This window comes from Qipengyuania xiamenensis, assembly GCF_019711495.1.
In the GTDB taxonomy this organism is placed as follows: Bacteria; Pseudomonadota; Alphaproteobacteria; order Sphingomonadales; family Sphingomonadaceae; genus Qipengyuania; species Qipengyuania xiamenensis.
Genome location: NZ_JAIGNM010000001.1, coordinates 1,302,192 through 1,324,641, shown reverse-complemented (window position 1 = coordinate 1,324,641; position 22,450 = coordinate 1,302,192). Strand labels below are relative to the sequence as shown.

The following is a 22,450-nucleotide window of genomic DNA, read 5'->3' as shown; positions in this document are numbered from 1 at the left end:
CGCCCGTCAGAAGGCCAGCGCCTGCACCATGCCGCCCGCTTCACACGCGGGAGTGTCCGCCGGCCTCCGGATGAGCCAGTCGGCCTCTGCCAGCGGAGCCTGCGACCCGCTCTCTTGGTTGCTGCGCGGCACCAGTCCGTCTGGCGTGCCCCGCGCGCGGACGAAGGTCTCGCGCGAGCCGGTCGGCGGCAGGGCGGCGCCCAGCGGCATCGGGAGGAACTGGAGCTGTCCGGCAACCGAGCCACCCTGCATGGCGGCCAGCAGCGGCCTTAAGAAAAGGCGCGCGGTCACCATCGCCGAAGTCGGATTGCCCGGCAGCCCGATGACCATCTTGCCACGCGATGTGCCGAGCCAGACGGGTTTTCCCGGCTTGATGGCGATCCTCGAAAAGACGAGGTCGAGGCCGGCCTCGCCGAACATCGGGCGGGCCAGATCATGGTCTCCGACCGAAGCGCCGCCAGTGACCACCACGCAGTCCGCCTTGTCGAGAGCCTGTCCCGCCAGCCCGGTCAACTCGTCCAAATCGTCGCTTCCACGCGAGCGGGAAACGATCTGCGCACCCATCTCTTCGGCCATCGCAGCGACCCCGAAACTGGCCGATTCCGGCAATGCCCCGGGTGTCTCGAAAGCGCTGCCGGGAGGAGCGAGTTCGTCGCCGGTCGCAATGATGGCGATGCGCGGGCGGGCATAAACCTCGACTGCCGCGACATCGGCTGCGGCGGCCGAGACCATGGCACGCGGCGTCAGCCTGGTGCCGCGCTTCAGGAGGATGTCGCCGGCGCGAAAATCGCTCCCGGCCTCGCGGACGTGGCGGGCAGGGCCGTAGCCTTCCGAGAAGCGGGCCCTGTCGCCATCGCGCTCCGCATATTCCTGCATGATGACGCAATCGGCACCTTCAGGGAGCGGAGCACCGGTGAAGATCCTTGCGATCTCCCCGCCAGACAGCGCGCCGGGATCGGCCGCGCCTGCCTTGATCTCATGTGCGACGGTCAGCCATTCTCCCGGGCGCGTCGACGCTTCTGCCACTGCATAGCCATCCATCGCGGAGATTGCCCTCGCCGGTGCATCGCCGCGCGCGCACAGGTCCCGGGCGAGGAAGCGGGCCGCTGCCTCGGCGAGAGGCAGTTCTTCGGTCGCCAAAGAATGGACCGCGGCTTCCAGCTTCCCGATCGCGGCATCGAAATCGAGCATGCGCGCTGTCAGCCTCCGATCGAGGCGAGATGCGGGGTCTGTCCGCTGTTCCCGTCATGCAGGCGATGCGCGCGCATCTTGGTGGGCATGGCAGCGCGGATCCGGTCCACCAGCGCATCGAGCTGGTCGTCGGATTGCAGGAGGTCGCGCAGGTCGAGGCCCTCGTCACCGAACAGGCACAGATGCAGCTTGCCACGGCTCGACAGGCGCAGGCGATTGCAGCTTTCGCAAAAGCCGGAGGCATAGGGTGAGATCAGCCCGATCGAACCGCGCCTCGCCGGGTGAAGATAGTCGTTGGAAGGACCGGCACCGGCTTGGCGGGGGCGTGCCTGCCAGCCCTCTTTGAGCAGGCGGGAGCGGATAACTTCGCCGGGCAGGGCTTCACCGCGATGGAAGCCGGCATTGTCGTTGGTGCGCATCAGCTCGATGAAGCGCCAGGTGACCGGGCGGTCGGCCACGAAGGCCAGGATGTCCTCCCAGTCACTTGCGCCCAGCGATTTCATCAGCACGCTGTTGACCTTCACCGCGTCGAAGCCTGCGTCGAGACAGGCATCGATCCCGGCAATCACCTCTTGCAGGCGGTCATGGCCCGTGATCTTTGCGAAGCCTTCCGGATCGAGCGTGTCGATGCTCACGTTGACTGCGTCGAGCCCGCTTTCCCGCCATGCCTTCGCGTTTTGCGCGAGACGGTATCCATTGGTGGTCAGGGCAATGCGTTCGGCGCCCGGAACGTCCGCGACAGCCTCGAGGATTTCGGCAAAGTCCGGCCTTACCGTGGGTTCGCCTCCGGTAAGGCGGAACTTCCAGAGGCCGAGACGTGCGAAGCCGCGCACGGCACGCAGGATTTCGTCGCGGGAAAGTTCCGGCGCCAATCCCGTTTGTTTCCTGAAGCCCTCCGGCAGGCAATAGGTGCAGCGGAAGTTGCATTTCTCGGTCAGCGATATGCGCAGGTAGGAGAAATGCCGACCGAAACCGTCCCGCAATCCGCGTGTTTCGCCATTTGGCGCGGAAGCCGGAGGGTCGAATAACGCCATGAGCGCGATTCCTAGTCGCAGTTCGGCCCCTTGGCCAGTCGCGTGATGAGGGAATCCGACAAGCCGGCATTGACTATCGCTGCAGGTATATTAGATATTGCGCATATAAAGGTGACGCCATGACCCATACCGATGACAATGTAATCGAGGCAGCCGCAGGGCAGGTCGAACGTGCTCTTGCCGACGCGGCGCTGCAGCCTGAAATCAAGGCATTTTTCGACGAGGAAACGAACACGGTCAGCTACGTGGTCCATGACCCGGAAACGCGCCAGTGTGCGATCATCGATTCGGTGCTCGACTATGACGCGGCATCGGGCCGTACCTCGCATGAATCGGCCGATCTCATCCTCGACCACGTGCGCAAGAACGACCTGACAGTCGAATGGTTGATCGAAACGCACGCGCATGCCGACCATCTTTCGGCTGCGCCCTACCTGCAGGAAAAGCTCGGCGGGAAGCTCGCCATCGGCCGTGAGATCACGCAGGTCCAGGAAGTCTTCGGCAAGCTTTTCAATGCCGGCAGCGATTTCGAGCGCGACGGATCGCAGTTCGATCATCTCTTCACGGACGGAGAGACGTTCACGCTCGGCCGGATCGAAGGCACTGCGCTCCACGTCCCGGGCCACACGCCCGCCGACTATGCCATCGTGATCGGCAATGCCGCGTTTATCGGTGACACGTTGTTCATGCCCGACTTCGGCACGGCGCGTGCCGACTTCCCCGGCGGTGATGCGCGGGTCCTGTTCCGCTCGACCCGCCGCCTTCTCTCGCTGCCCGCGCAGACGCGCCTGTTCATGTGCCACGATTACAAGGCGCCGGGCAGGGACAAATATGCCTGGGAAAGCAGCGTCGCCGAACAGCGCGAGGGCAATGTCCACGTGAAGGAAGGCACGAGCGAGGACGAATTCGTCGAAATGCGCACGGCGCGTGATCGCACTCTCGCCATGCCCAAGCTGATCATGCCGGGCGTGCAGGTGAACATGCGCGGCGGACATCTTCCCGAACCCGAGGAGAACGGTGTGAGCTACATCAAGATACCGGTGAACACGCTATGATGCTGCCCGGATTTCCAGACGCGGCGCCTGTCGACGGGCTTGCTGGCGGCGTGCTGATCGGCCTGGCCGGAGCCTTGCTGCTGCTCGGTGCCGGTCGTATCGTCGGCGTGTCGGGCATCGCCAGCCGCGCCGTCGGTCTGAGCAGTGAAGGCATGTCCAAACGATCGGCGTGGCTGTTCCTGATCGGCTTGCCGCTGGGTGCGGCCATCGTGGCCACGCTCAAGGGCGGGCTGAACCCCGAATTCGTGTCGCTGCCCTTGCTGGCAGTGGCAGGCGTCCTCGTCGGCTTCGGCGCGCGGCTCGGCAGTGGGTGCACGAGCGGGCACGGCGTTTGCGGCGTGAGCCGTCTGTCGCAGCGCTCGATCGTGGCGACGCTGACCTTCATGGCCTCCGGTATCGCTACCGTCGCCCTTTTGGGAGCAATCGGATGATCCTGCGCAATTACTTGCCCCCGCTCGCTTCGGGGCTCCTCTTCGGCGCGGGCCTCGCGCTTGGCGGGATGACCGATCCGGCGCGCATTCGCGGCTTTCTCGACATTTTCGGCGCATGGGATCCGACCCTGGCCTTCGTCATGGGCGGCGCTGTGCTGGTGATGGCCGTGGCATGGCGGTTCGTGCCGCGCATGACCAAGCCGATTTTCGCGCAGGCTTTCGCCCTGCCCGAGCGGTCGGACCTCACGCCCCAGCTGGTGTCGGGCGCGACGCTGTTCGGGATCGGGTGGGGTCTGGCGGGACTATGCCCCGGCCCGGGCTTCGCGATCCTCGCGATCGCTCCGCTCCAAGCGGTGGTTTTCCTCGCCAGCCTCATGGCGGGGATGGCGCTCCACCGGGTGATGTTCAAAGGCTGAACCCGTTCAGCAGCCCGGCAGGCCACCTTCGTCGGCAGGCGCGCAATACAGTTCGTAGAGCGTGCCGATCACGGCTTTCACCTCTTCGCTGTCGAGCGAGTAGTGGATGAACTGCGAACTGCGCCGCGTCTTCACGAGCTTCTCGCGCCGCAGGACCGACAGGTGCTGCGAGAGCGCGGATTGCGATAGCGGGACGAGCTCGGTCAGCTCACCGACCGTCATTTCCTTCTGGGAAAGCTGGCACAGGATCAGCAGGCGCCACTCGTTAGCCATCGACTTCAGCAAAGCCGTCGCACGCGAAGCGTTCTTCTGCATGTCTTCCATGGGCATTTCCATGGCCAGTCTTATTCCCCTGCTAAACCCGAAGCCTGTTTTGAAAGCTTCGTGAAATTACCCTTTGTCGGCGGATAAGGCAATCGCCGAGGGGTCTTTGCAGCGATCCGGTTGCCCTGCCGCCATTGCCCTGTAATAGCAGGGCAGGGGTGGCGAGGATTGTAGAGGCTCGCCGTCCGACGGAGGGAGATGGGCATAAATCCGTTCGAGACTGTCCGCGAGGACGTTGGCCTCTCGCCGCAAGTCGGCGACGAGGTGAAGACTTCTACCTGCTACATGTGTGCCTGCCGCTGCGGCATAAAGGTGCACCTGAAGAACGGCGCCATCCGCTATATCGAGGGCAATCCCGACCATCCGGTGAACAAGGGTGTACTGTGCGCCAAGGGCAGCGCGGGTATCATGCACCAGAAGGCGCCTGCCAAGCTGACCAAGCCGCTGCTGCGCGTCGGAGAACGCGGATCGGGCGAGTTCAGGGAAATCGAGTGGGACGAGGCGCTCGATCTTGCCACCCAATGGCTCGGCGAAGTGCGCCAGCGCGATCCGGGCAAGCTCGCCTTCTTCACCGGACGCGACCAGTCGCAATCGCTCACCGGCTGGTGGGCAAGCCAGTTCGGCACGCATAATTTCGCAGCCCATGGCGGCTTCTGTTCGGTCAACATGGCGGCTGGCGGGCTCTACACTCTCGGTGGCGCCTTCTGGGAGTTCGGCGAGCCCGACTGGGAACGCACGCTCTATCACATGATGTTCGGCGTGGCCGACGACCATGACAGCAATCCGATAAAGTTGGGGCTCGGCAATCTCAAAACGCGGCAGGGGACCAAATTCGTCTCGGTCAATCCGGTGCGCACCGGCTATTCCGCGATTGCGGACGAGTGGATCGGCATCCGGCCCGGGACAGACGGGTTGTTCGTCTTCGCGATCATCCACGAATTGCTACGCGCCGAGAAGATCGATTGGTCGAGCCTTGCGCGCTATTCGAATGCGCCGTGGCTGGTGATCCGCGAGCCGGGTGCGTCAGATGACGGGCTATTCCTGCGCGCGTCAGATGGCGGGCCGCTCGCCTGGTGCCTCGAACAGGGCAAGGCAGTCCATGCCAACGCCGTCCACCTGAAACCGGCTTTCGCGGGTGAGCGGACGGTCAACGGGCGCACTGTGGTGCCGTCCTTCCAATTGCTCGCCGAGCGGTATCTCGGCGCGGAATTCTCACCCGATGCCGTGGCAGAAACCACCGGCATTCCTGCGGAGGTCACCCGCCGTATCGCCGCAGAACTGGCTGAGACGGCTTTCGAGAAGGAAATCGTGGTCGAGGAGCCCTGGGTCGACGCCTGGGGCCGCCATCACGAAAAGTTCGTCGGCCGTCCGGTGAGTTTCCACGCAATGCGCGGCATCTCGGCGCATTCGAACGGATTCCACACCTGCCGTGCAATCCATATCCTGCAGGCGCTGCTTGGCTCGGTCGATTGCCCGGGCGGCTGGCGCTACAAGGCGCCGTTCCCCAAACCGATACCGCCTGGCATAAAGGCGGCGTGGCCCAAGGCGGAAGCGGGGCTGCCGCTCGACGGACCGCCACTGGGATTTCCGCGCTCGCCCGAAGACCTGATCGTCGATCAGCACGGCGACCCGCTGCGGATCGACAAGGCATTCAGCTGGGAGCACCCGCTCGCGCTCCACGGCATGATGCACATGGTGCTGCATAATGCGGCGAACCACGATCCCTACCGTATCGACGTGCTTTTCATGTTCATGGCCAACATGGCGTGGAACAGCTCGATGAATATCCCCGAGACGCTGGGGTACTTCACGAAGAAGCGCGAGGATGGCGAATACGTCATCCCGAAGATCATCTACTCCGATGCCTTCTATTCCGAGACGGTCCCCTATTGCGACCTGATCCTGCCCGACACGACCTATCTGGAGCGGTGGGACTGCATCTCGATGCTCGACCGGCCGATCAGCTCGGCCCATGGCGGCGGCGATGCCATCCGCCAGCCGGTCCTTCCTCTCGACCGCGATGTGCGGCCCTTCCAGACCGTGCTGCTCGATATCGGGGCAAGGCTCGGCCTGCCGGGCATGACGAACGAGGACGGTTCGCCCAAATTCCCGGGTGGCTACGAGGACTACATAGTCAATCACGAGCGCGCGCCGGGTGTCGGGCCGCTGTCGGGCTGGCGCGGCGAGGACGGGAGCAAGTCGGGCGTCGGCGCAGTCAATCCCGACCAGCTCACCCGCTACATCGAGAACGGGTGCTTCTGGCACGAGGAGCTACCGCTCTCCGCGCAGTTCATGAAGTTCGCCAATCGCGAGTACCTGCAATACGCGAAGAAGATGGCATGGCTGGGCCATGCCGATCCGATCACCTTCCAGCTATATAACGAAGACTTGCAGAAATTCCGTCTCGCGGCGCAGGGACATGGCGACATCCAACCGCCCGAGGCGCAGCGGACACGGATCGAAACCTATTTCGACCCGCTGCCGATCTGGTACCAGCCTTTTCTCGAGAGGGACGAGGGTGGCGAGGAATTCCCCGTCCACGCGCTCTCACAGCGCCCCATGCACATGTATCACAGCTGGGGCAGCCAGAACGCGTGGCTGCGCCAGATCACGAGTGCCAACAAGCTGCACATGCACCGCGATCTGGCGGCGAAGCATGACCTCGAGGACGATGACTGGGTCTGGATCGAGAACGGGCGCGGGCGGGTGAAGGCGCAGGTGCGGCTGGTGACCGGCGTGAACCCGTCGGTGGTCTGGACGTGGAACGCGATCGGCAAGCGCAAGGGCGCTTGGGGCCTCGACAAGGACAGCCCCGAATTCGAGAAGGGTTTCCTCCTCAACCACATTATCACCGAGAAGCTGCTGCCCGAGAAAGGCGTCAAGGAATATTCGAATTCCGACCCGGTGACGGGGCAGGCGGCGTGGTATGACCTCCGCGTGCGGCTGAGGAAGTGCAGCCAGGAGGAGGCGGGCGAGACCTGGCCCGTGTTCGAGGCAATAGACAAGCGCTTCGAAGGCAAGGACGGACCGCTGGAATTCGGCAAGGACCTGCAGGGCGGGGATACCGGCGGGAGGGAGCCATTGCAGGAATTCGTTGGCCAGCGCAGCGCCAATCACAGCTGGGTCGAGGGCATTCGCGATGGACGCGGTAACAGGGTGAGCGACGAGACATGACCAGCCTGCCCGAAAAAACCGACAAGAAGCTCGGGCTCGTCGTCGATCTCGATATCTGCGTCGGCTGCCATGCCTGCGCGGTGAACTGCAAGGAATGGAATGCGGGCGCCAAGTCCGCGCCGCTGACCGATTACGATCCCTACGGCAAGAAGCCCGACGGCGTGTGGTTCAACCGCGTCCACACTTACGAGACCACCGACGAGGCGGGTCACGGCCAGACGGTCCACTTCCCCCGCTCCTGCCTCCACTGCGAGGATGCGCCCTGCGTCACCGTGTGCCCGACCGGCGCCAGCTACAAGCGCGAGGAAGACGGCATCGTCCTCGTCAACGAAGACATCTGCATCGGCTGCAAGCTGTGCAGCTGGGCTTGTCCCTATGGCGCCCGCGAATATGACGAGAACGAAGGCGTGATGAAGAAGTGCACGCTCTGCATCGACAAGATCTACAACGAGAACCTTCCGCAAGAGAGCCGCGTGCCGGCCTGCGTTTCGACCTGCCCCGCAGGTGCGCGCAGCTTCGGCGATCTTGGCGATCCGGAAAGCGAGGTCTCGAAGCTGGTCGCGGCGCGCGGCGGCTATGACCTCATGCCGGAACAGGGCACCAAGCCGGTCAATAAATACCTCCCGCCACGGCCACGGCAGGACGGGCGCGAAGGTGACAAGGCGCCGCGCATGCTAGAACACGCCGATGACAGCACCGAGGGCGCGGGCCTGATTGCGCGCTGGGTCGACAAGATTCTTTCGTGAGGGGCTGAGGGACATGCATCCGGCAAAATCCGTCATCTTCTTCACCACCGCGAGCGGCGCGGGCTACGGCATGATGATCTGGCTTGGTGTGCTCGCTGCGCTAGGCGAGGTTTATCCAGATGCCTCGCTGGGCATCGTGACGCTCGGCCTTGCCTTCGCACTGATCGTCGCCGGCCTGCTGTCCTCGACCCTGCACCTCGGCCGGCCCGAACGCGCATGGCGCGCGCTGTCGCAATGGCGCTCGAGCTGGCTATCGCGCGAAGGGTTGGCGGCGATCATCGCTTTCGTCCCGCTCGGCATCTTTGCCTTCGCCTGGGTGGTGATGGGCACCAATTCCGGCGCAGCGGCAATGGCCGGTCTCGCCGGCGCGGCCCTGAGCTTGCTGACGCTTTATTGCACGGCGATGATCTATGCCTCGCTGCGGCCTATCCCCGCATGGCACAATGGCTGGACGGTGGCGGGCTATCTCGTGCTTGGACCGATGAGCGGCGCGGTGCTGCTGACCGCGATCTTCCACCTCTTCGGCCAGTCGAAACCGGCGGCCATCACCTCTCTGCTGTCGCTCGCTCTGCTGGCGACCGGCTTGCTGGTCAAGCTCGCCTACTGGAACCTCATTCGCAACGAGGCACCTGTCAGCACGGCCGGTACGGCGACCGGCCTCGGCCACCTGGGCAAGGTGGAGATGACCGGCAGCCCGCACGACAATGACAATTACCTGCTGCGCGAAATGGGCTTCCGCATTGCCCGCAAGCATGCCGAAAAACTGCGCACGATCGCAGTGGCACTGGGCTTCGTGCTGCCCTTCCTTTGCCTGCTGGCAACGATCTACCTCACCGGTGGACTTATGCCTCTTCTCCTGAGCGCGCTGGCAACGCTGTCCTGCGCCATCGGCCTCGCGGCCGAACGCTGGCTGTTCTTCGCCGAGGCCCGGCATGCGGTCACGCTATACTATGGCGAACAGGCGGTCTGACATGCTCGTCGCCATTCTCGCGGGCGGCGAGGGGCAGCGCATGGGCGGGGGGAAGCCGCAGCGAATGCTTGGAGGTGTCACGCTGCTCCAGCGGGCGATCGACCGGGCGCGGTTGTGGGAATGCGAGCCGGTCGTGGTCTCGCCGCATGACTTGGCAGCCGACTGCGCGACCATTCGCGACCGCAAGGGGATAGCGGGGCCGCTCGCCGGTCTGGCGGCAGCTTTAGACGAGGCGCGTCGGCGCGAGTGCGACCACTTGCTGCTGCTGGCCTGTGACACGCCCTTCCTCCCTGAAGACGTTCCCGTAAGGCTCGCCGCCGAGATCGGTGAGAGTGCCAATTGCGCGATGGCGCGCAGCGGAGGCCGCGACATTCCTGTCTGTTCGCTCTGGGGCGTAGCAGCGCTGGAAGAGGCGCTTCCCGACTATCTCGCGGGAGAGGACCGTTCGCTGTTCGGACTGGCTAACAGGCTCGGCTACGTCGGTGTGGAATGGGAGGGCGCGGACCCCGACCCGTTCTTCAATATCAACACGCCCGAAGACCTCGCCGAAGCCGAATTGCGGCTCTCCTGACTCTCAAACCGGTTGCAATTGCGCACCGATTTGCTTTGGTGCGCGTGAGAGAGATCTGGAGAGAGAAATATGAGCAACGGACCGCTGACCGGCCTTCGTGTCGTCGAATTCCAGGGCATCGGACCCGGCCCGCACGTGGCAATGCTGCTGGCCGACCTCGGCGCGGAGGTCGTGCGGATCGAGCGGCCCGGTCACCAGCCGATGAACACGGTGGTCGAGCGCGCTCGAAACCGCGCGGCGGTCGATCTCAAGAGCGAGGACGGGCAGGCTTTCGTGAAGAAGGCGCTCGCCAATGCCGATGTGCTGATCGAGGGCTTCCGGCCCGGCGTAATGGAGCGCCTTGGCCTTGGTCCCGATGTCGTACTCGAAGCCAATCCGCGCCTCGTCTACGCGCGCATGACCGGATGGGGTCAGGATGGACCGCTTGCACAGGCTGCGGGTCACGACCTCAACTATATCGCCATCACCGGCGCGCTCGACAGCATCGGAGCGAGGGGCGAACTGCCGATCCCGCCGCAGAACCTCGTCGGCGATTTCGGCGGCGGCTCGATGTATTGCGCCTTCGGCATTCTCGCCGCGCTTTACGAGCGTGAGCGCAGCGGAAAGGGGCAGGTGGTCGATGCGGCGATCGTCGACGGCGTAACCAGCCTGATGAGCTTCTTCTACGGCCAGCCGCACAGCGCGCTGCGCACCACAGAGCGTGGCGCGGGCCTGCTCGGCGGCGCGGCGCATTTCTACCGCTGCTACACTTGTGCAGACGGCAAGGAAGTCAGCGTCGGCGCGATCGAACCGCAATTCTATGCCGAGCTGCTCCAGCGCGCCGATGCGCCCGAAGAGCTACGCGAAGGGCAGATGGATCCCTCCAACTGGGACGATTATACCGAAAGGCTCGCCGCGCTGTTCAAGACGAAGCCGCAGGCCGAATGGGTCGAGCTGCTCGAAGGCACAGATGCATGTTTCGCGCCGGTTGTCCCGCTCGACGAGGCCAAGGACCATCCGCACATGAAGGCGCGCGGTGCATTCGTCGATCATGGTGGGCGCTCGCACACTGCTCCGGCTCCGCGCTTCGATCGCACGCCGGGCGTGATCCGCGACAGTGCACAAGACGGCGAAGAGGTGGTGGCGCGCTGGTCGCAAGGGAGCTAGAGAGCCGCGCACAAGGAGAGAATTCCCAATGCGCGATTGCACCAAGTTCTACATCGACGGCCAGTGGGTCGACCCGGTCACCAAAAACACCCAGCCGGTCGAGAACCCCGCCACCGAAGAGACGATCGGCCACATCAGCTTCGGCACCAAGGCCGATGTCGACAAGGCGGTCGCCGCTGCACGCCGTGCATTCGAAAGCTTCAGCCAGACCAGCAAGGAAGAGCGCCTTACCCTTCTGCGCGCGATCCAGGCCGAGATCGCCAACCGCAAGGACGACCTCGCATTGGCGGTCAGCGACGAAATGGGCGCGCCGATGAGCCTCGCCAACGGTCCGCACACGGGCCTGCTCGCCGGGCACTGCCAGACCGCGATCGAGGTGCTGGAGAAGTTCGAATTCGAACGCCAGAACGGCCCGACGCTGCACATCTGGGAGCCGATCGGCGTGGTCGGCATGATCACCCCGTGGAACTGGCCGCTCAACCAGATCGCCTGCAAGGTCTTCCCTGCGCTGGCGACCGGCAACACGATGATCCTCAAGCCCAGCGAGATCGCGCCCTTCGACGCCTATATCTTCGCCGAGATCATGGATGCGGCGGGCGTGCCTGCTGGCGTGTTCAACCTCGTCAACGGTGACGGGCCGGGCGTGGGCGAAGCGATGAGCGGCCATCCTGATATCGACATGATCAGCTTCACCGGCTCCACGCGCGCCGGCATCCTGATCGCCAAGAACGCTGCCGATACGGTCAAGCGCGTGGCGCAGGAACTGGGCGGCAAGAGCCCCAACATCATCTTGGACGATAGCGCCTTCACCCAGTCGGTGATGCGCGGCACCACCGCCATGATGGGCAATTCGGGCCAGACCTGCACTGCACCCAGCCGCATGCTGGTTCCGCACAAGCGCATGGAAGAAGCCAAGGCCGCGGCGAAGGAAGCTGCCGAGGGCGTGATCCCGGGCGATCCCAAGGGCAACGCCACGATCGGCCCCGTGGTCTCCAAGGCGCAGTGGGACAAGATCCAGGGCCTTATCGAAAAGGGTATCGAGGAAGGCGCAACGCTGGTCGCTGGCGGTCCCGGCAAGCCCGAGGGGCTGGAGACCGGCCATTACGTCAAGCCGACCGTATTCGCCGATGTCACCAACGACATGACCATCGCGCGCGAGGAGATCTTCGGCCCCGTCCTCGCGATGATCGGCTATGACGATTACGAAGACGCGATCCGCATCTCGAACGACACCGAATACGGTCTCGCCAGCCACATCATGGGCGAGGACATCGAGACCGCCAAGAAGCTCGCCAAGCGCATCCGTGCAGGCCGGGTCGCCATCAACGGCGGCTATGACATGAACGCGGCCTTCGGCGGCTACAAGAAGTCGGGCAACGGCCGCGAATGGGGCGAGTGGGGCTTCCACGACTTCCTCGAAGTCAAAGCCGTGATGGGGCATAGCTGATGGCGGGCAAGTTCTTCGACGAGTGGAAAATCGGCGACAAGCTGACCCACGAAATCCGCCGCACGGTGACCGAAGCGGACAATCTCTTCTTCACCGTGATGACGCACAATCCGCAGCCGCTTCACCTCGATGTCGAGGCGGCGAAGGAAAGCGAGTTCGGGCAGATTCTCGTCAACGGGACCTACACCTTCTCGCTGATGGTGGGCCTGAGCGTCGGAGACACCACGCTCGCCACGCTGGTGGCGAACCTCGGCTACGACAAGCTGGCCATGCCCAAGCCGGTCTTTATTGGCGATACGCTGCATGCCACCAGCGAGGTGATCGGCCTGCGCGAGAGCAAGTCGCGCCCCGATACGGGAATTGTGACCTTCCTCCACGAAGCGGTGAACCAGCGCGGCGAAGTCGTGTGCCGATGCGAACGCTCCGCATTGCTCAAGAAAAGCGCCTGAGCTTAGGGGGTTGTACCCATTTGCCCGCTTCGTGCGTTGATCGGCGAAGGGGAGAGCTATGCGCGAAGGCAAGTCAGGTAAGGAGCCCGAAGGCGTAGAAGACGTCATCGGAGAACTCGACGAGCTTGCTTCGCAAGGGGACAAGGTGCGTATCGGCGATGTGCTCGACGATTTCGGCGAGCGCAGCTTCGGTCCTTTCATCATGATTTTCGCGCTGGTCGAGATCACTCCCATCGGGGCGATCCCGGGTGCGCCGACGGTGCTGGCATCGATAATCGCGCTGGTCGCGGTGCAGTTGCTGCTCGGCAAGGATCATATCTGGATGCCCCAGTTCATCCAGGATCGCGCGGTTGAATCGAAGAAGCTTCACAAGGCTATCGGGAAGCTGCGCGGTGTCGCCCACTGGCTCGACGGACACAGCCGCGACCGAGTCGAATTCCTGACGAAAGGCATCTGGATCAGAATCGCCGCCCTCGCGATCCTGATCCTTTGCGCTACCGTTCCGCCGCTCGAAGTCCTGCCGTTTGCAAGTTCCGCCCCCATGCTGGCGATTGCGACCATCGGGCTTGCGCTGATCGTGCGCGACGGCCTCGTCATGCTTGCGGCATTACTGCTTGCCGCAGCGGCGGTCGCTGGCGGGACCTACTATTATTACAACTCCGATGACGAAGAGAGCAGCTCGAGCGCGTGGATCGCTCCGCTCGACGAAGGGCCGACCTTGACCTGATCGCGTCGCCCTGCGCACAGTTGCGCGGGGGAGGACAAGCGATGCAAAAACTCATCGGAGTCGCAGCTTTAAGCCTGTTGCTGGCAGGCTGTAGCGATCGATTGCCGGCGGACGCGACCGAGGCGCAATCCGGCGACGGCACCGACACGATCGAGCTCGCGGAATTTCCCGACCGTCCCTATTGGGGCGACACCCACCTCCATACCGATGTCTCTGTCGATGCCTTCGGTTTCGGCGTTCGCCTCGGACCCGAGGACGCGCTCAAGTTCGCCCGCGGGGAACAGGTCACCGCGACCACGGGCATGACGGCAAAGCTTGACCGCCCGCTCGATTTCCTTGTCATCGCCGATCATTCCGACGCGATGGGCGCGACGCGCAGGCTTTACGATGCACCGCGCATGATGGTCCGCGATCCCACACTGCGCCGCTGGTACGACATGATGCACGAAAGCCCCGAGCAATCGACGCGCGCGGTGGCAGAATTGATCACGGCAGCGGCGAATGACGAGATTCCCGAAGCGCTGCGCGATCCCGCACAGCAGGAAAAGAATACGCGCGAGCTGTGGGATCGTCATCTCGACATCCTCGACCGCTATAACGAGCCGGGCAGGTTCACCGCCTTTGCCGGCTTCGAATGGACGCTGATGCCGGGCGGCAATAATTTGCACCGCGTGGTCATGTTCCGGGACGGCAGCGCGAAGACCGGCGAGATCCTTCCCTATCCGGGGATCGACGGCGAGGTCACCGGCCTGTGGGACTATATGGACGCCTACGAGGAAAACACCGGTGGCAAGGTGCTGGCGATCCCGCACAATTCCAACTTGTCGAACGGCATGATGTTCGAGCTGACGGGTCCCGATGGCGGCGCCATGAGTGCGCAATATGCCCGCCGCCGTGCCGCGCGCGAGCCGGTGGTCGAGGCGACGCAGATCAAGGGCGACAGCGAGACGCATCCCTTCCTCTCGCCCAACGATGAATTCGCAGGCTTCGGGGTCGCCGGGTGGGAATTGGGCAATTTGCCGCTGACCGCGAAAGCTACGCCCGACATGTATGCCGGCAGCTACGTCCGCTCGGCACTGCTGCGCGGGCTGACATTGGAACAGCAGCTCGGCGTCAATCCCTATGCCTTCGGTCTCGTCGGATCGACCGACAGCCACACTGCGCTGGCCACGGGTGACGAGGACAATTTCTTCGGCAAGCACACGGGCAACGAGCCGCGCGAAGGCCGTGCGATGGAGGGCCAGAACCTCGGTACGCGGGTCGGCCGTTTTGGCTGGCATTACCTTGCCGGCGGCTATGCCGCGGCCTGGGCGAGGGGGAACACGCGCGCGGAAATCTTCGACGCCTTCATGCGGCGCGAGGTCTACGCCACGACCGGCCCGCGCATGGTTGTGCGGCTCTTCGCCGGCTTCGATTTCACCGATGGCGACTGGGACGGCGACTGGGTGCGCGCAGGCTATACACGCGGCGTGCCAATGGGCGGCGAGCTGGAAGACAGCGGCAAGGCTGCGACCTTCCTTATCAGCGCCCTGAAGGATCCCGACGGCGCCAATCTCGACCGCGTGCAGGTCGTGAAGGGATGGGTCGATGCGAGCGGCGAGGCCCGGGAAAAGGTCTATGATGTCGCGTGGAGCGCGCGCGAAATGGATGGCGCTTCGAATTCGCCGGTCCCGCCGGTCGGCGACACGGTCAACCGGAGCGAGGCGACCTACGAGAACTCAATCGGAGCTTCGGAACTTCGGGTTACCTGGACCGATCCCGACTACGCCGAAGGGCAGCGCGCCTTCTACTATGTGCGCGTGATCGAAATCCCCACGCCGAGCTGGGTGCTGTTCGATGCAAAGCGCTTCGGTCTCGACCTGCCGGCAGACGTGGTCGAGGCGAATGTCATCCAGGAACGCGCCTATTCCTCGCCCGTCTGGTTGCGTCCGCGCAGGGCACCGGGTGACGGGCCGCCGATCATGGACGAGCGATGATAAGAAGGCTGCTGCGCGATCCGCTCGCGCATTTCCTGATTGCCGGTGCCGCGATCTGGGGCTTGCTCGCGCGCGGTGGCGATCCCGTCGATCCGGCCGAACGCACGATCACCTTGAGCCGCGAGCAACAGGCCGGGCTCGCGCTCGGTTTCGAGCGCACGATGGGGCGCCCGCCGACAGATGCCGAACTCGATGCCCAGATCGATCGCTGGACTCGCGAGGAAGTGCTTTACCGCGAGGCCTTGCGGCTGGGGCTCGATCAGGGTGATCCGGTCGTCAGGCGAAGGCTGGCGGCCAAGATGGACGAACTCGCCGGAGCCGAAGTCGAACTGGCGCAGCCTTCCGAGGCCGAACTGCGCGAATGGTTGGCGGAGAACCCGGGTGCCTTCGAAACCGGCGGCCTGCTGACTTTCGAGCAGGTCTACTTTTCCAGCGAGAGCGGAGCATTGGCCGCACGCGATGGCGAGGAACCTGTCGGTCAGACGATCAGCCTGCCCCGCGCGGTCGAAGGCATGGAAGAACGTGACGTGGCGCAAGTGTTCGGGATGCAGTTCGCGGAGGAAGTCGGGCGGCTTACCGCCGGGTCGCAGTGGCAGGGCCCGATACGCTCGGGCTACGGCTGGCATCTCGTGCGCCTGAACCGGCGTGGGGAAGGGAGCGTCCCACCCTTTGCCGAGATCAGCGAAAGGGTGGAGGCGGAATGGCGTAGCCGCACCATCCAGGCGCGCCGCGAGAAGGCCTACGAGGTGCTGCGCGACGCCTACCGGATCGAGGTCGAATGATCCGTTGGTTGCTTGCGGTCCTGATGCTGTCGATGCCCGCGGTCGCTGCGGCAGACGAACTGCGGCCCGTATCGATCCAGTTCGAGCAGGTCTCGGCAACCGAGTGGTCGCTGGGCTGGCGCGAGCCGCGTGCTCCGCGAGCAAACACCGAGCCGGTACGCCCTGTCCTGCCCGGCAATTGCCAGTTCTCGAGCAACCCTGACCTGGTGATCGCGCCCGCAGTCGTGACGGGCCGCGCCGACGTGAATTGTTCGGGCGAGGTGGCAGGACAGGAGATGGGCTGGAGCTTCCCCGCGCCGGGCGAGGCTATCCTGCGCGTTGCTCCAAAGGACCGGCCCGTACAGGTCCATCGCCTGACGCCCGAAGCCCCGCTCGCGACAATTGCCGAGCGCCCGTCGAGCGCGCAGGTCTGGCAGGGCTATTTCCTGATCGGGGTAGACCACATCCTCACGGGATGGGACCATCTCCTCTTCGTCATTGCGCTCGTGCTGCTGGTGCGCGGCGGCTGGGCCGTCGTGAAAGCAGCGACTGCCTTCACAATTGCGCATTCGATCACGCTGGCAGGCACGACGCTCGGCCTGACCGGATTGCCGCAGCGTCCGGTCGAGGCGCTGATCGCCCTCTCGATCGTCTTCCTCGCGGTAGAGATCGCCCGCGGCACGCGCGAGACGCTGACCCGCCGCCTGCCGTGGCTGGTCGCGTTCGTTTTCGGCCTGCTCCACGGTTTCGGCTTTGCAGGAGCCCTGCGCGAGATCGGCTTGCCCGAAGGCGAGGTGCCCGCCGCGCTTATCAGCTTCAACCTCGGGGTGGAGGCCGGCCAGTTGATCGTCATCGCCGCCGTGCTGGCACTGGTGGAAGGGCTACGTCGTGTCAGGCCGGGTCTGGAGGCGCGGGCAATCCGGTTCGCCTCCTATCCCATCGGGATAATCGGGGCCTACTGGCTGATCGACCGCGTGATCGGCTGAGGGTCACCGCCCAGCGCCTGCCACAAGAGGACCCGGGCGCGCTTGGCACGGCCCACCGCAGCCGCGGCACGTTCGCCGCTTGCATCGGCTGCCCGCCGCGCTTCGAGCACGGTGAGGAAATCGGCAAGGCCCGCTTCCTGACGCGTTTCGGCAAGGCGCGCAGCACGCTGCAGGCTTTCTGCCTCTGCGCCAGCTGCGGCCAGTTCGCGGTCGGCTGCGGCGACGAGGCCATAGGCGGCTTCGGCGTCGCCCAGCGCGGTATAGACTGCGCCGCGATAGGCCTCGAATGCGGCACGCTTTCCGGCAGCGGCGCCGTCGATCTCGGCTTCGATCCGGCCGAAGTCGAGCAGCGGTCCGGCAATCGTGGCGGCGATCGAGCCGACGATGCTGTCCTCGTCGAACAGGTCGCCGGGACTGAAGGCGAGCAGGCCGAGTGCTGCCGACAGGTCGAAAGTCGGGAAACGGCGACGCGCGGTCGCGGCAAGCTCGGCATCGGCGGCGGCCAGCGTGGCGGAGGCCGCAAGGATGTCGGGCCGGTTCACCAGCAGCGACGAGGGCAGCGCAACAGGCGGTGCGGGAAGTTCGGTGTCCGCAGCCCCGAGCGCCATGGCGGCGCGAACCTGCATGCCGCCCTGCGCGGTCAGGGTGACGAGGCGACCAGTCAGCCGCGCACGCTCGCTGTCGAGTGCGGCAAGTCGGCTGCGCGAGGCATTGGCGGCGCTTTCCGCCCGCACGCGGTCGAAGCCCGGCGCAATCCCGGCGCGTTCGCGCACACCCGCCAGCCGCGCCAGTTCCTCGGCAGCGGCGATGTCGTCTTCGATCTCCGCCTGCCGGGCTTCGAGGGTGCGCCAGTCGATGACGCTCGCGGCAATCTCGGCCAGCAGGGCGTTGCGAACGGCGAGCGCCGATGCGTCGGCGGCGTCGACACGGGCCAGCGCGGCGCGTTCCTGCGCGCGCAGGCGGCCGAAGACATCGAGATCCCAGCGCGCCGTCAGGTTGGCGGCATAGGCTACGCGTTCGGTGTCGAAGGCAATTCCCGGCGGTAGTGAGGTGCCAAATTGCGCAGGATTGGTTCGGGTGCCCGTGACAGATGCGTTGGCACCGATAGCGGGCAAGCGCTCCGCCCCGGCTCGTGCGGCTCCGGCACGTGCCTGTTCGATCCGCGCCACGGCCTCGCCGAGGGTCGGGGACCCTGCCAGCGCTTGTGCTGCAAGCGTGTCATAAGCGGGATCGGAAGTCGGCAGGAGCGCGGCAAGCTCTGCGCCCGTTCCTGCGTCAGGTGCATGGTAGAACTGCTGCGGCAGGACCGGCGTTGGCGTAGCGACCTCGGGCGGAGGTCCGCCCGCGCAGGCCGACAGGGCCAGCGCGCTTGCGGCAAGGGTGATGGTGCGCATCATTCGCCTGCCTTCGCCGGCATATAGGCATCGACCTGCTGGCCGACACGGAACAGGCCGTCGTCGCCAACCGAGTCCGCCGGCAATTCGTAGATTACCTGCAGGACGCGCACATCGACGCGCTCGGCAGCCGAATTGGTGAGCGAGCGCTTTGGAACGACCAGCGGCTCTGCGCGAACGAAGCTGGCCTGTACCTGCTGGTCCGATGCGCCGCGCGGGCTGACGGTGGCGGGTTCGCCCATGGCGAGGCGCGGGGCCTGTTCCTCATCGATATCGATGCGCACATGCATCGGCTGGGTCTGGCCCATCTCGATGAAGGGCTGCGAGCCGCCTCCGCCCATGGTGCTGACATATTCGCCCTTGCGGATATTCACCGCGAGGATTTCGCCCGCAATCGGGGCGCGCACGGTCAGGCGGCCCAGCTCGGTGCGAGCCGAACCTGCGCGGGCCTGGGCGGCGTCAAGCCGCGCTCGTGCCAGGCGAAGGCGCTCGGCGGCGGCGCTGGCTTCGCCTTCCGCGCGGATCACCTCGCTACGGCTGACGGCGGCGGGGTCGTCGACATTGCGATAGAGCGAGAGCTGGCTCGCGGCAGTGGCCTGTGCGCTCTGCGCTTCGGCGATGGCGGCACGCGCTTCGGCAATCGCGGCATTGGCTTCGCGCAGCTGCGCGCGCACGGCGCGATCATCGACGGTGAACAGCGTCTGGCCCTCGCTCACGCGGTCGCCGGGCTGGACGTAGAGGCCGGTGACGAGACCCGACAGGGCCGAGCCGATCTGGACCAGCTCACTCGACGGTTCGACGATGCCCGAACCTGCGACACGCGCCTCGTCGGCCAGCGCTTCGGGCGTGCGCGGCGGTTCGCGGTCGGGGTCGGACAACTCGCGGTCGGGCTGGCCCGACAGGATGTAGAGGGCGGCAAAGATCAGTCCGACCACCGCGATCACCGGCAGGATCTGCCGCGAGAAGCTCAAGTTGCGAATATCGAGTGCCATTAGTGATCCTCCGGCATGTGATCGCCGTCATGCGTGACCTTCCCGTCCTCGAGCACGAGGATGCGGTCGGCCATGTCGAAAATGCGGTTGTCGTGGGTGACGATGATGCAGGCGCGGTCTTCGGCGACGGCCACTTCGCGCAGCAGGTCCATGACGCGGCGACCCGAAGCGGCATCGAGCGCGGCGGTCGGCTCGTCGCAGACCACGAGACGCGGTTCGTGCACCAGCGCGCGGGCGATGGCGACGCGCTGCTGCTGGCCGCCAGACAGCTGGTTGGGCAGCTTGTCGGCCTGATCGCCGATATTGAGTTTCTCCAGCATGGCTACGGCCTTCTCACGGGCCTCGTGCCGCTCCATGCCCTGTGCAATCAACGGGACGGCCGCGTTGCTGGCGGCATCGATCGAGGGGATCAGATTGTACTGCTGGAAAATGAAGCCGATGTTGTTGAGTCGGAATTCGACCAGCTCATCGTCGGACAGGTCGTAGATGTCGGTGCCGAAGACCTTCACCTCGCCTTGGGTCGGCCAGAGGATGCCGCACATGATCGAGATGAGCGTCGTCTTGCCCGATCCGCTTTCGCCCACGAGGAAGGTGAGCTCGCCCGCCTTTACGTCGAGATCGATCCCGTGGAGGACGGTGATCGTCTGCTGCCCGGCCTGAAAATCACGCGTGACGGCGCGCGTGCAGATCGCCGCTTCGGGATTGCAGCCGCCGATGGCCGAGGTGTCCATTTTCTTGCCCATTAGCGGAACACCGACGCAGGTTCGGTCTTGAGCACGCTGCGCAGAGCCAGCCAGCCGGTCAACGCCAGGATGATCGTGACCGCTGCCGCACTGATCAACGGGATCTGCCAGGGAATGTAGAAGCCCTTGAAGGTCGGATTGGAGGAGAAGGCCTGGATGAAGCCGACCGTGCCGAGCACGCCCAGACCGTATCCGATCAGTCCCACCAGCCCCGCCTGTGCTGCGACCATTCGGCGGATCTTGCCATTGGTGACACCGATCGCCTTCAGTGCGCCGAACTGCTTGATGTTGTCCCGGATGAAGAGGCTGAAGGTCAGGCCGACGATCGCCACGCCGACGATAAAGCCGAGCGCGACGGTGATCCCGAAGTTCAAGGGAATGCCGGTGTTATCGATGATGAACTGGACTCCGTCGCGGGCAAATTCCTCGCGCGTCTGTGCCTTGAGGCCGGTCTCTTCCTCGATCTTTTCGGAAAGAGCCTTCGCTTCCGCCGGGTTTTCCGCGCCGACGAGGACGAAGGAAAGTCGGTTACGTGTGCCGGGCACGTAGTTCAGCGCCTGACTGTACTTCGTGTAGAGGACGACCGTGCTGGTGAAGCTGGGGACGGCGTCGGCGATCCCGCGAATGACCGCGCGCTGGTCGTTCAGCTCCAGCCGCTCGCCGATAGGCGACTGGCCGGGGAACATGCGCGTCGTGCCGACATCGTCGATGATCACGCTGTCGGGCTGCGAGAGTACGTCGATCGAGCCTTCGACCATGTTCTTGGGCAGGCCGATGAGGGTCGCATCGTCCACGCCGATCACCGCGACGCCTTCGAGATCGCCGTCCTTCGTGCGGACCGAGGCCTGCGCACGGATATGCGGGACAGCCCATTCTACCCCGGGCACACCGCGCACCTTGTCGAGCGCGGTAGAGGGCATGGCATAGGCGACATCGGTGGTGCGGCTGACCGGGTCCATGACCCAGACATCGGCGCTCGAGACATTGTAGACGCCGCTCGCGCCGCGTTCGAGCAGGTTGACGAAGATCGTCAGCTGCTGGGTGATGAGCAGGGTCGAGAAGGCAATGCCGAAGACCAGCCCGAAGAACTTCTGCGGATCACCCGTCAGCATGCGGATGGCTATCCAGATCATGTCCTTGGCGACCTCTGCTTGCGTTGAACGGGCGACTCGTCCATTACTGAACGATGGCGTTCAACTGAACGGGACCGTTCACTTTGTCAAGCGACGTGAAAAAGGCCGGGAGGCCGGCCGACAAGGCCAAGCGCGAGGCGATCCTCGATGCGGCCGGTCGTGCCTTCTTCGATTCGGGATTTGCGGCGACCTCGATCGAGCAGGTCGCCGCAGATGCCGGCGTGTCCAAGGTCACCGTCTACAATCACTTCGGCGACAAGCGCGGCCTGTTTGCCGCGGCAGTGGAACTCGAATGCGAGAAGATGCGCGGGCAGTTCCAGACGACGCCAGACCTGCGCGGTTCGCTTCGCCAGCGAATGACGGCGGTGGGCGAGGCCATGATGGCCTTCCTCTCACGCCCCGAAATGGTTCAGTTCGAACGCCGTATCGCTGCGGAAACCGAGCATGAGCCGGAGATCGGCGCTGCTTTCCTGGCCTCGGGTCCGCACCGCATGAAGGCGGCCTTTGCCGGCCTGATGCGCGCGATGGTGGAGGCGGGAGAGGTCGAGATCGACGATATCGAGCTGGCGGTCGAACAGTTTGCCAGCATGTGCAAGGGGATGGGCGACCTCGAGCGGCGTTTCGGCCATCCCGTCGATCCAGTGCGCGACCGCCAGCGTATCGAGGGGGCGGTCGAGGTGTTCTGCCGGGCCTACGCAGTCGATGAGTGTGATCGCGATTAGCGCCGAAATAGCGCCTGTGCTAAACTTGTCATTCACACGCCCGCACCTACATCAGCAATTCC

General features: G+C 64.8%; 22 protein-coding genes. 15 read left to right on the top strand and 7 right to left on the bottom strand.

Features of this window, described 5'->3' with window-relative positions:
- Positions 1-6 precede the first annotated feature (6 nt).
- Together K3165_RS06765 and moaA are read right to left on the bottom strand one after the other, a co-directional pair.
- A complete protein-coding gene (locus tag K3165_RS06765; RefSeq protein WP_221547992.1) occupies positions 7-1,191 on the bottom strand; it encodes a molybdopterin molybdotransferase MoeA in 1,185 nt (394 codons plus the stop codon).
- 8 nt (positions 1,192-1,199) lie between these two features.
- Entirely contained in the window at positions 1,200-2,225 is a 1,026-nt protein-coding gene (gene moaA / locus K3165_RS06760; protein ID WP_221547991.1) for a GTP 3',8-cyclase MoaA, read from the bottom strand.
- A gap of 119 nt (positions 2,226-2,344) precedes the next feature.
- On the opposite strand from moaA, the gene K3165_RS06755 reads away from it, so the two are divergent.
- Genes K3165_RS06755 through K3165_RS06745 form a run of 3 tightly spaced genes read left to right on the top strand, consistent with a single transcriptional unit; the run spans position 2,345 to position 4,127 of the window.
- Positions 2,345-3,280 carry an MBL fold metallo-hydrolase gene (locus K3165_RS06755; protein ID WP_221547990.1) on the top strand — a complete coding sequence of 312 codons (936 nt, stop codon included), beginning with the start codon at positions 2,345-2,347 and terminating at the stop codon, positions 3,278-3,280.
- A complete protein-coding gene (locus tag K3165_RS06750) occupies positions 3,277-3,711 on the top strand; it encodes a YeeE/YedE family protein (RefSeq protein WP_221547989.1) in 435 nt (144 codons plus the stop codon). Before K3165_RS06755 ends, K3165_RS06750 begins: the two co-directional genes overlap by 4 nt.
- Positions 3,708-4,127, top strand: coding sequence for a DUF6691 family protein (locus K3165_RS06745; RefSeq protein WP_221547988.1), 420 nt, complete (start codon positions 3,708-3,710; stop codon positions 4,125-4,127). The genes K3165_RS06750 and K3165_RS06745 overlap by 4 nt, the downstream gene beginning before the upstream one ends.
- 6 nt (positions 4,128-4,133) lie before the next feature.
- On the opposite strand, the gene K3165_RS06740 is transcribed toward K3165_RS06745, so the two are convergent.
- Positions 4,134-4,463: an ArsR/SmtB family transcription factor gene (locus K3165_RS06740; protein ID WP_247713904.1), complete on the bottom strand. Its 330-nt coding sequence runs from the start codon at positions 4,461-4,463 to the stop codon at positions 4,134-4,136.
- 186 nt (positions 4,464-4,649) lie between these two features.
- On the opposite strand from K3165_RS06740, the gene K3165_RS06735 reads away from it, so the two are divergent.
- The 11 genes from K3165_RS06735 to K3165_RS06685 all read left to right on the top strand — a co-directional run bounded on the left by K3165_RS06735 (position 4,650) and on the right by K3165_RS06685 (position 17,404).
- Positions 4,650-7,625, top strand: coding sequence for a molybdopterin oxidoreductase family protein (locus K3165_RS06735; protein ID WP_221547987.1), 2,976 nt, complete (start codon positions 4,650-4,652; stop codon positions 7,623-7,625).
- Positions 7,622-8,371: a 4Fe-4S dicluster domain-containing protein gene (locus K3165_RS06730; RefSeq protein WP_221547986.1), complete on the top strand. Its 750-nt coding sequence runs from the start codon at positions 7,622-7,624 to the stop codon at positions 8,369-8,371. The genes K3165_RS06735 and K3165_RS06730 overlap by 4 nt, the downstream gene beginning before the upstream one ends.
- A gap of 13 nt (positions 8,372-8,384) precedes the next feature.
- Positions 8,385-9,341, top strand: a complete 957-nt coding sequence (locus K3165_RS06725) for a dimethyl sulfoxide reductase anchor subunit family protein (RefSeq protein ID WP_221547985.1) — start codon at positions 8,385-8,387, stop codon at positions 9,339-9,341.
- 1 nt (position 9,342) lies between these two features.
- Positions 9,343-9,912 (top strand): molybdenum cofactor guanylyltransferase, encoded by a 570-nt coding sequence (mobA, locus tag K3165_RS06720; RefSeq protein WP_221547984.1) that lies wholly within the window; start codon positions 9,343-9,345, stop codon positions 9,910-9,912.
- Positions 9,913-9,981: 69 nt separating this feature from the next.
- Positions 9,982-11,058 (top strand): CaiB/BaiF CoA transferase family protein, encoded by a 1,077-nt coding sequence (locus K3165_RS06715; protein WP_221547983.1) that lies wholly within the window; start codon positions 9,982-9,984, stop codon positions 11,056-11,058.
- A gap of 28 nt (positions 11,059-11,086) precedes the next feature.
- Positions 11,087-12,505 (top strand): aldehyde dehydrogenase family protein, encoded by a 1,419-nt coding sequence (locus K3165_RS06710; protein ID WP_221547982.1) that lies wholly within the window; start codon positions 11,087-11,089, stop codon positions 12,503-12,505.
- A complete protein-coding gene (locus tag K3165_RS06705; protein ID WP_221547981.1) occupies positions 12,505-12,954 on the top strand; it encodes a MaoC family dehydratase in 450 nt (149 codons plus the stop codon). Before K3165_RS06710 ends, K3165_RS06705 begins: the two co-directional genes overlap by 1 nt.
- A 58-nt stretch (positions 12,955-13,012) precedes the next feature.
- Positions 13,013-13,681: an exopolysaccharide biosynthesis protein gene (locus K3165_RS06700; RefSeq protein WP_221547980.1), complete on the top strand. Its 669-nt coding sequence runs from the start codon at positions 13,013-13,015 to the stop codon at positions 13,679-13,681.
- Between the two features lie 41 nt (positions 13,682-13,722).
- Entirely contained in the window at positions 13,723-15,657 is a 1,935-nt protein-coding gene (locus tag K3165_RS06695; protein ID WP_221547979.1) for a DUF3604 domain-containing protein, read from the top strand.
- Entirely contained in the window at positions 15,654-16,439 is a 786-nt protein-coding gene (locus K3165_RS06690; protein ID WP_221547978.1) for a peptidyl-prolyl cis-trans isomerase, read from the top strand. Before K3165_RS06695 ends, K3165_RS06690 begins: the two co-directional genes overlap by 4 nt.
- A complete protein-coding gene (locus tag K3165_RS06685; protein ID WP_221547977.1) occupies positions 16,436-17,404 on the top strand; it encodes a HupE/UreJ family protein in 969 nt (322 codons plus the stop codon). Before K3165_RS06690 ends, K3165_RS06685 begins: the two co-directional genes overlap by 4 nt.
- Here the strand turns inward: K3165_RS06685 and K3165_RS06680 are convergent.
- The 4 genes from K3165_RS06680 to K3165_RS06665 are packed head-to-tail and all read right to left on the bottom strand — an operon-like array spanning position 17,374 to position 21,666.
- The gene (locus tag K3165_RS06680) at positions 17,374-18,801 is read right to left on the bottom strand and encodes an efflux transporter outer membrane subunit (RefSeq protein WP_247713903.1); all 1,428 of its coding nucleotides are present in this window, start codon (positions 18,799-18,801) and stop codon (positions 17,374-17,376) included. The two genes, K3165_RS06685 and K3165_RS06680, sit on opposite strands and share 31 nt — an antisense overlap.
- A complete protein-coding gene (locus K3165_RS06675) occupies positions 18,798-19,790 on the bottom strand; it encodes an efflux RND transporter periplasmic adaptor subunit (protein WP_221547976.1) in 993 nt (330 codons plus the stop codon). The genes K3165_RS06680 and K3165_RS06675 overlap by 4 nt, the downstream gene beginning before the upstream one ends.
- The gene (locus K3165_RS06670; protein WP_247713902.1) at positions 19,790-20,533 is read right to left on the bottom strand and encodes an ABC transporter ATP-binding protein; all 744 of its coding nucleotides are present in this window, start codon (positions 20,531-20,533) and stop codon (positions 19,790-19,792) included. The genes K3165_RS06675 and K3165_RS06670 overlap by 1 nt, the downstream gene beginning before the upstream one ends.
- Complete coding sequence (locus tag K3165_RS06665) at positions 20,533-21,666, bottom strand: ABC transporter permease (protein WP_221547975.1); 1,134 nt, start codon at positions 21,664-21,666, stop codon at positions 20,533-20,535. Before K3165_RS06665 ends, K3165_RS06670 begins: the two co-directional genes overlap by 1 nt.
- A gap of 95 nt (positions 21,667-21,761) precedes the next feature.
- Between K3165_RS06665 and K3165_RS06660 the strand changes: the two genes are divergently transcribed.
- A complete protein-coding gene (locus K3165_RS06660; protein ID WP_345720590.1) occupies positions 21,762-22,388 on the top strand; it encodes a TetR/AcrR family transcriptional regulator in 627 nt (208 codons plus the stop codon).
- Positions 22,389-22,450 lie beyond the last annotated feature (62 nt).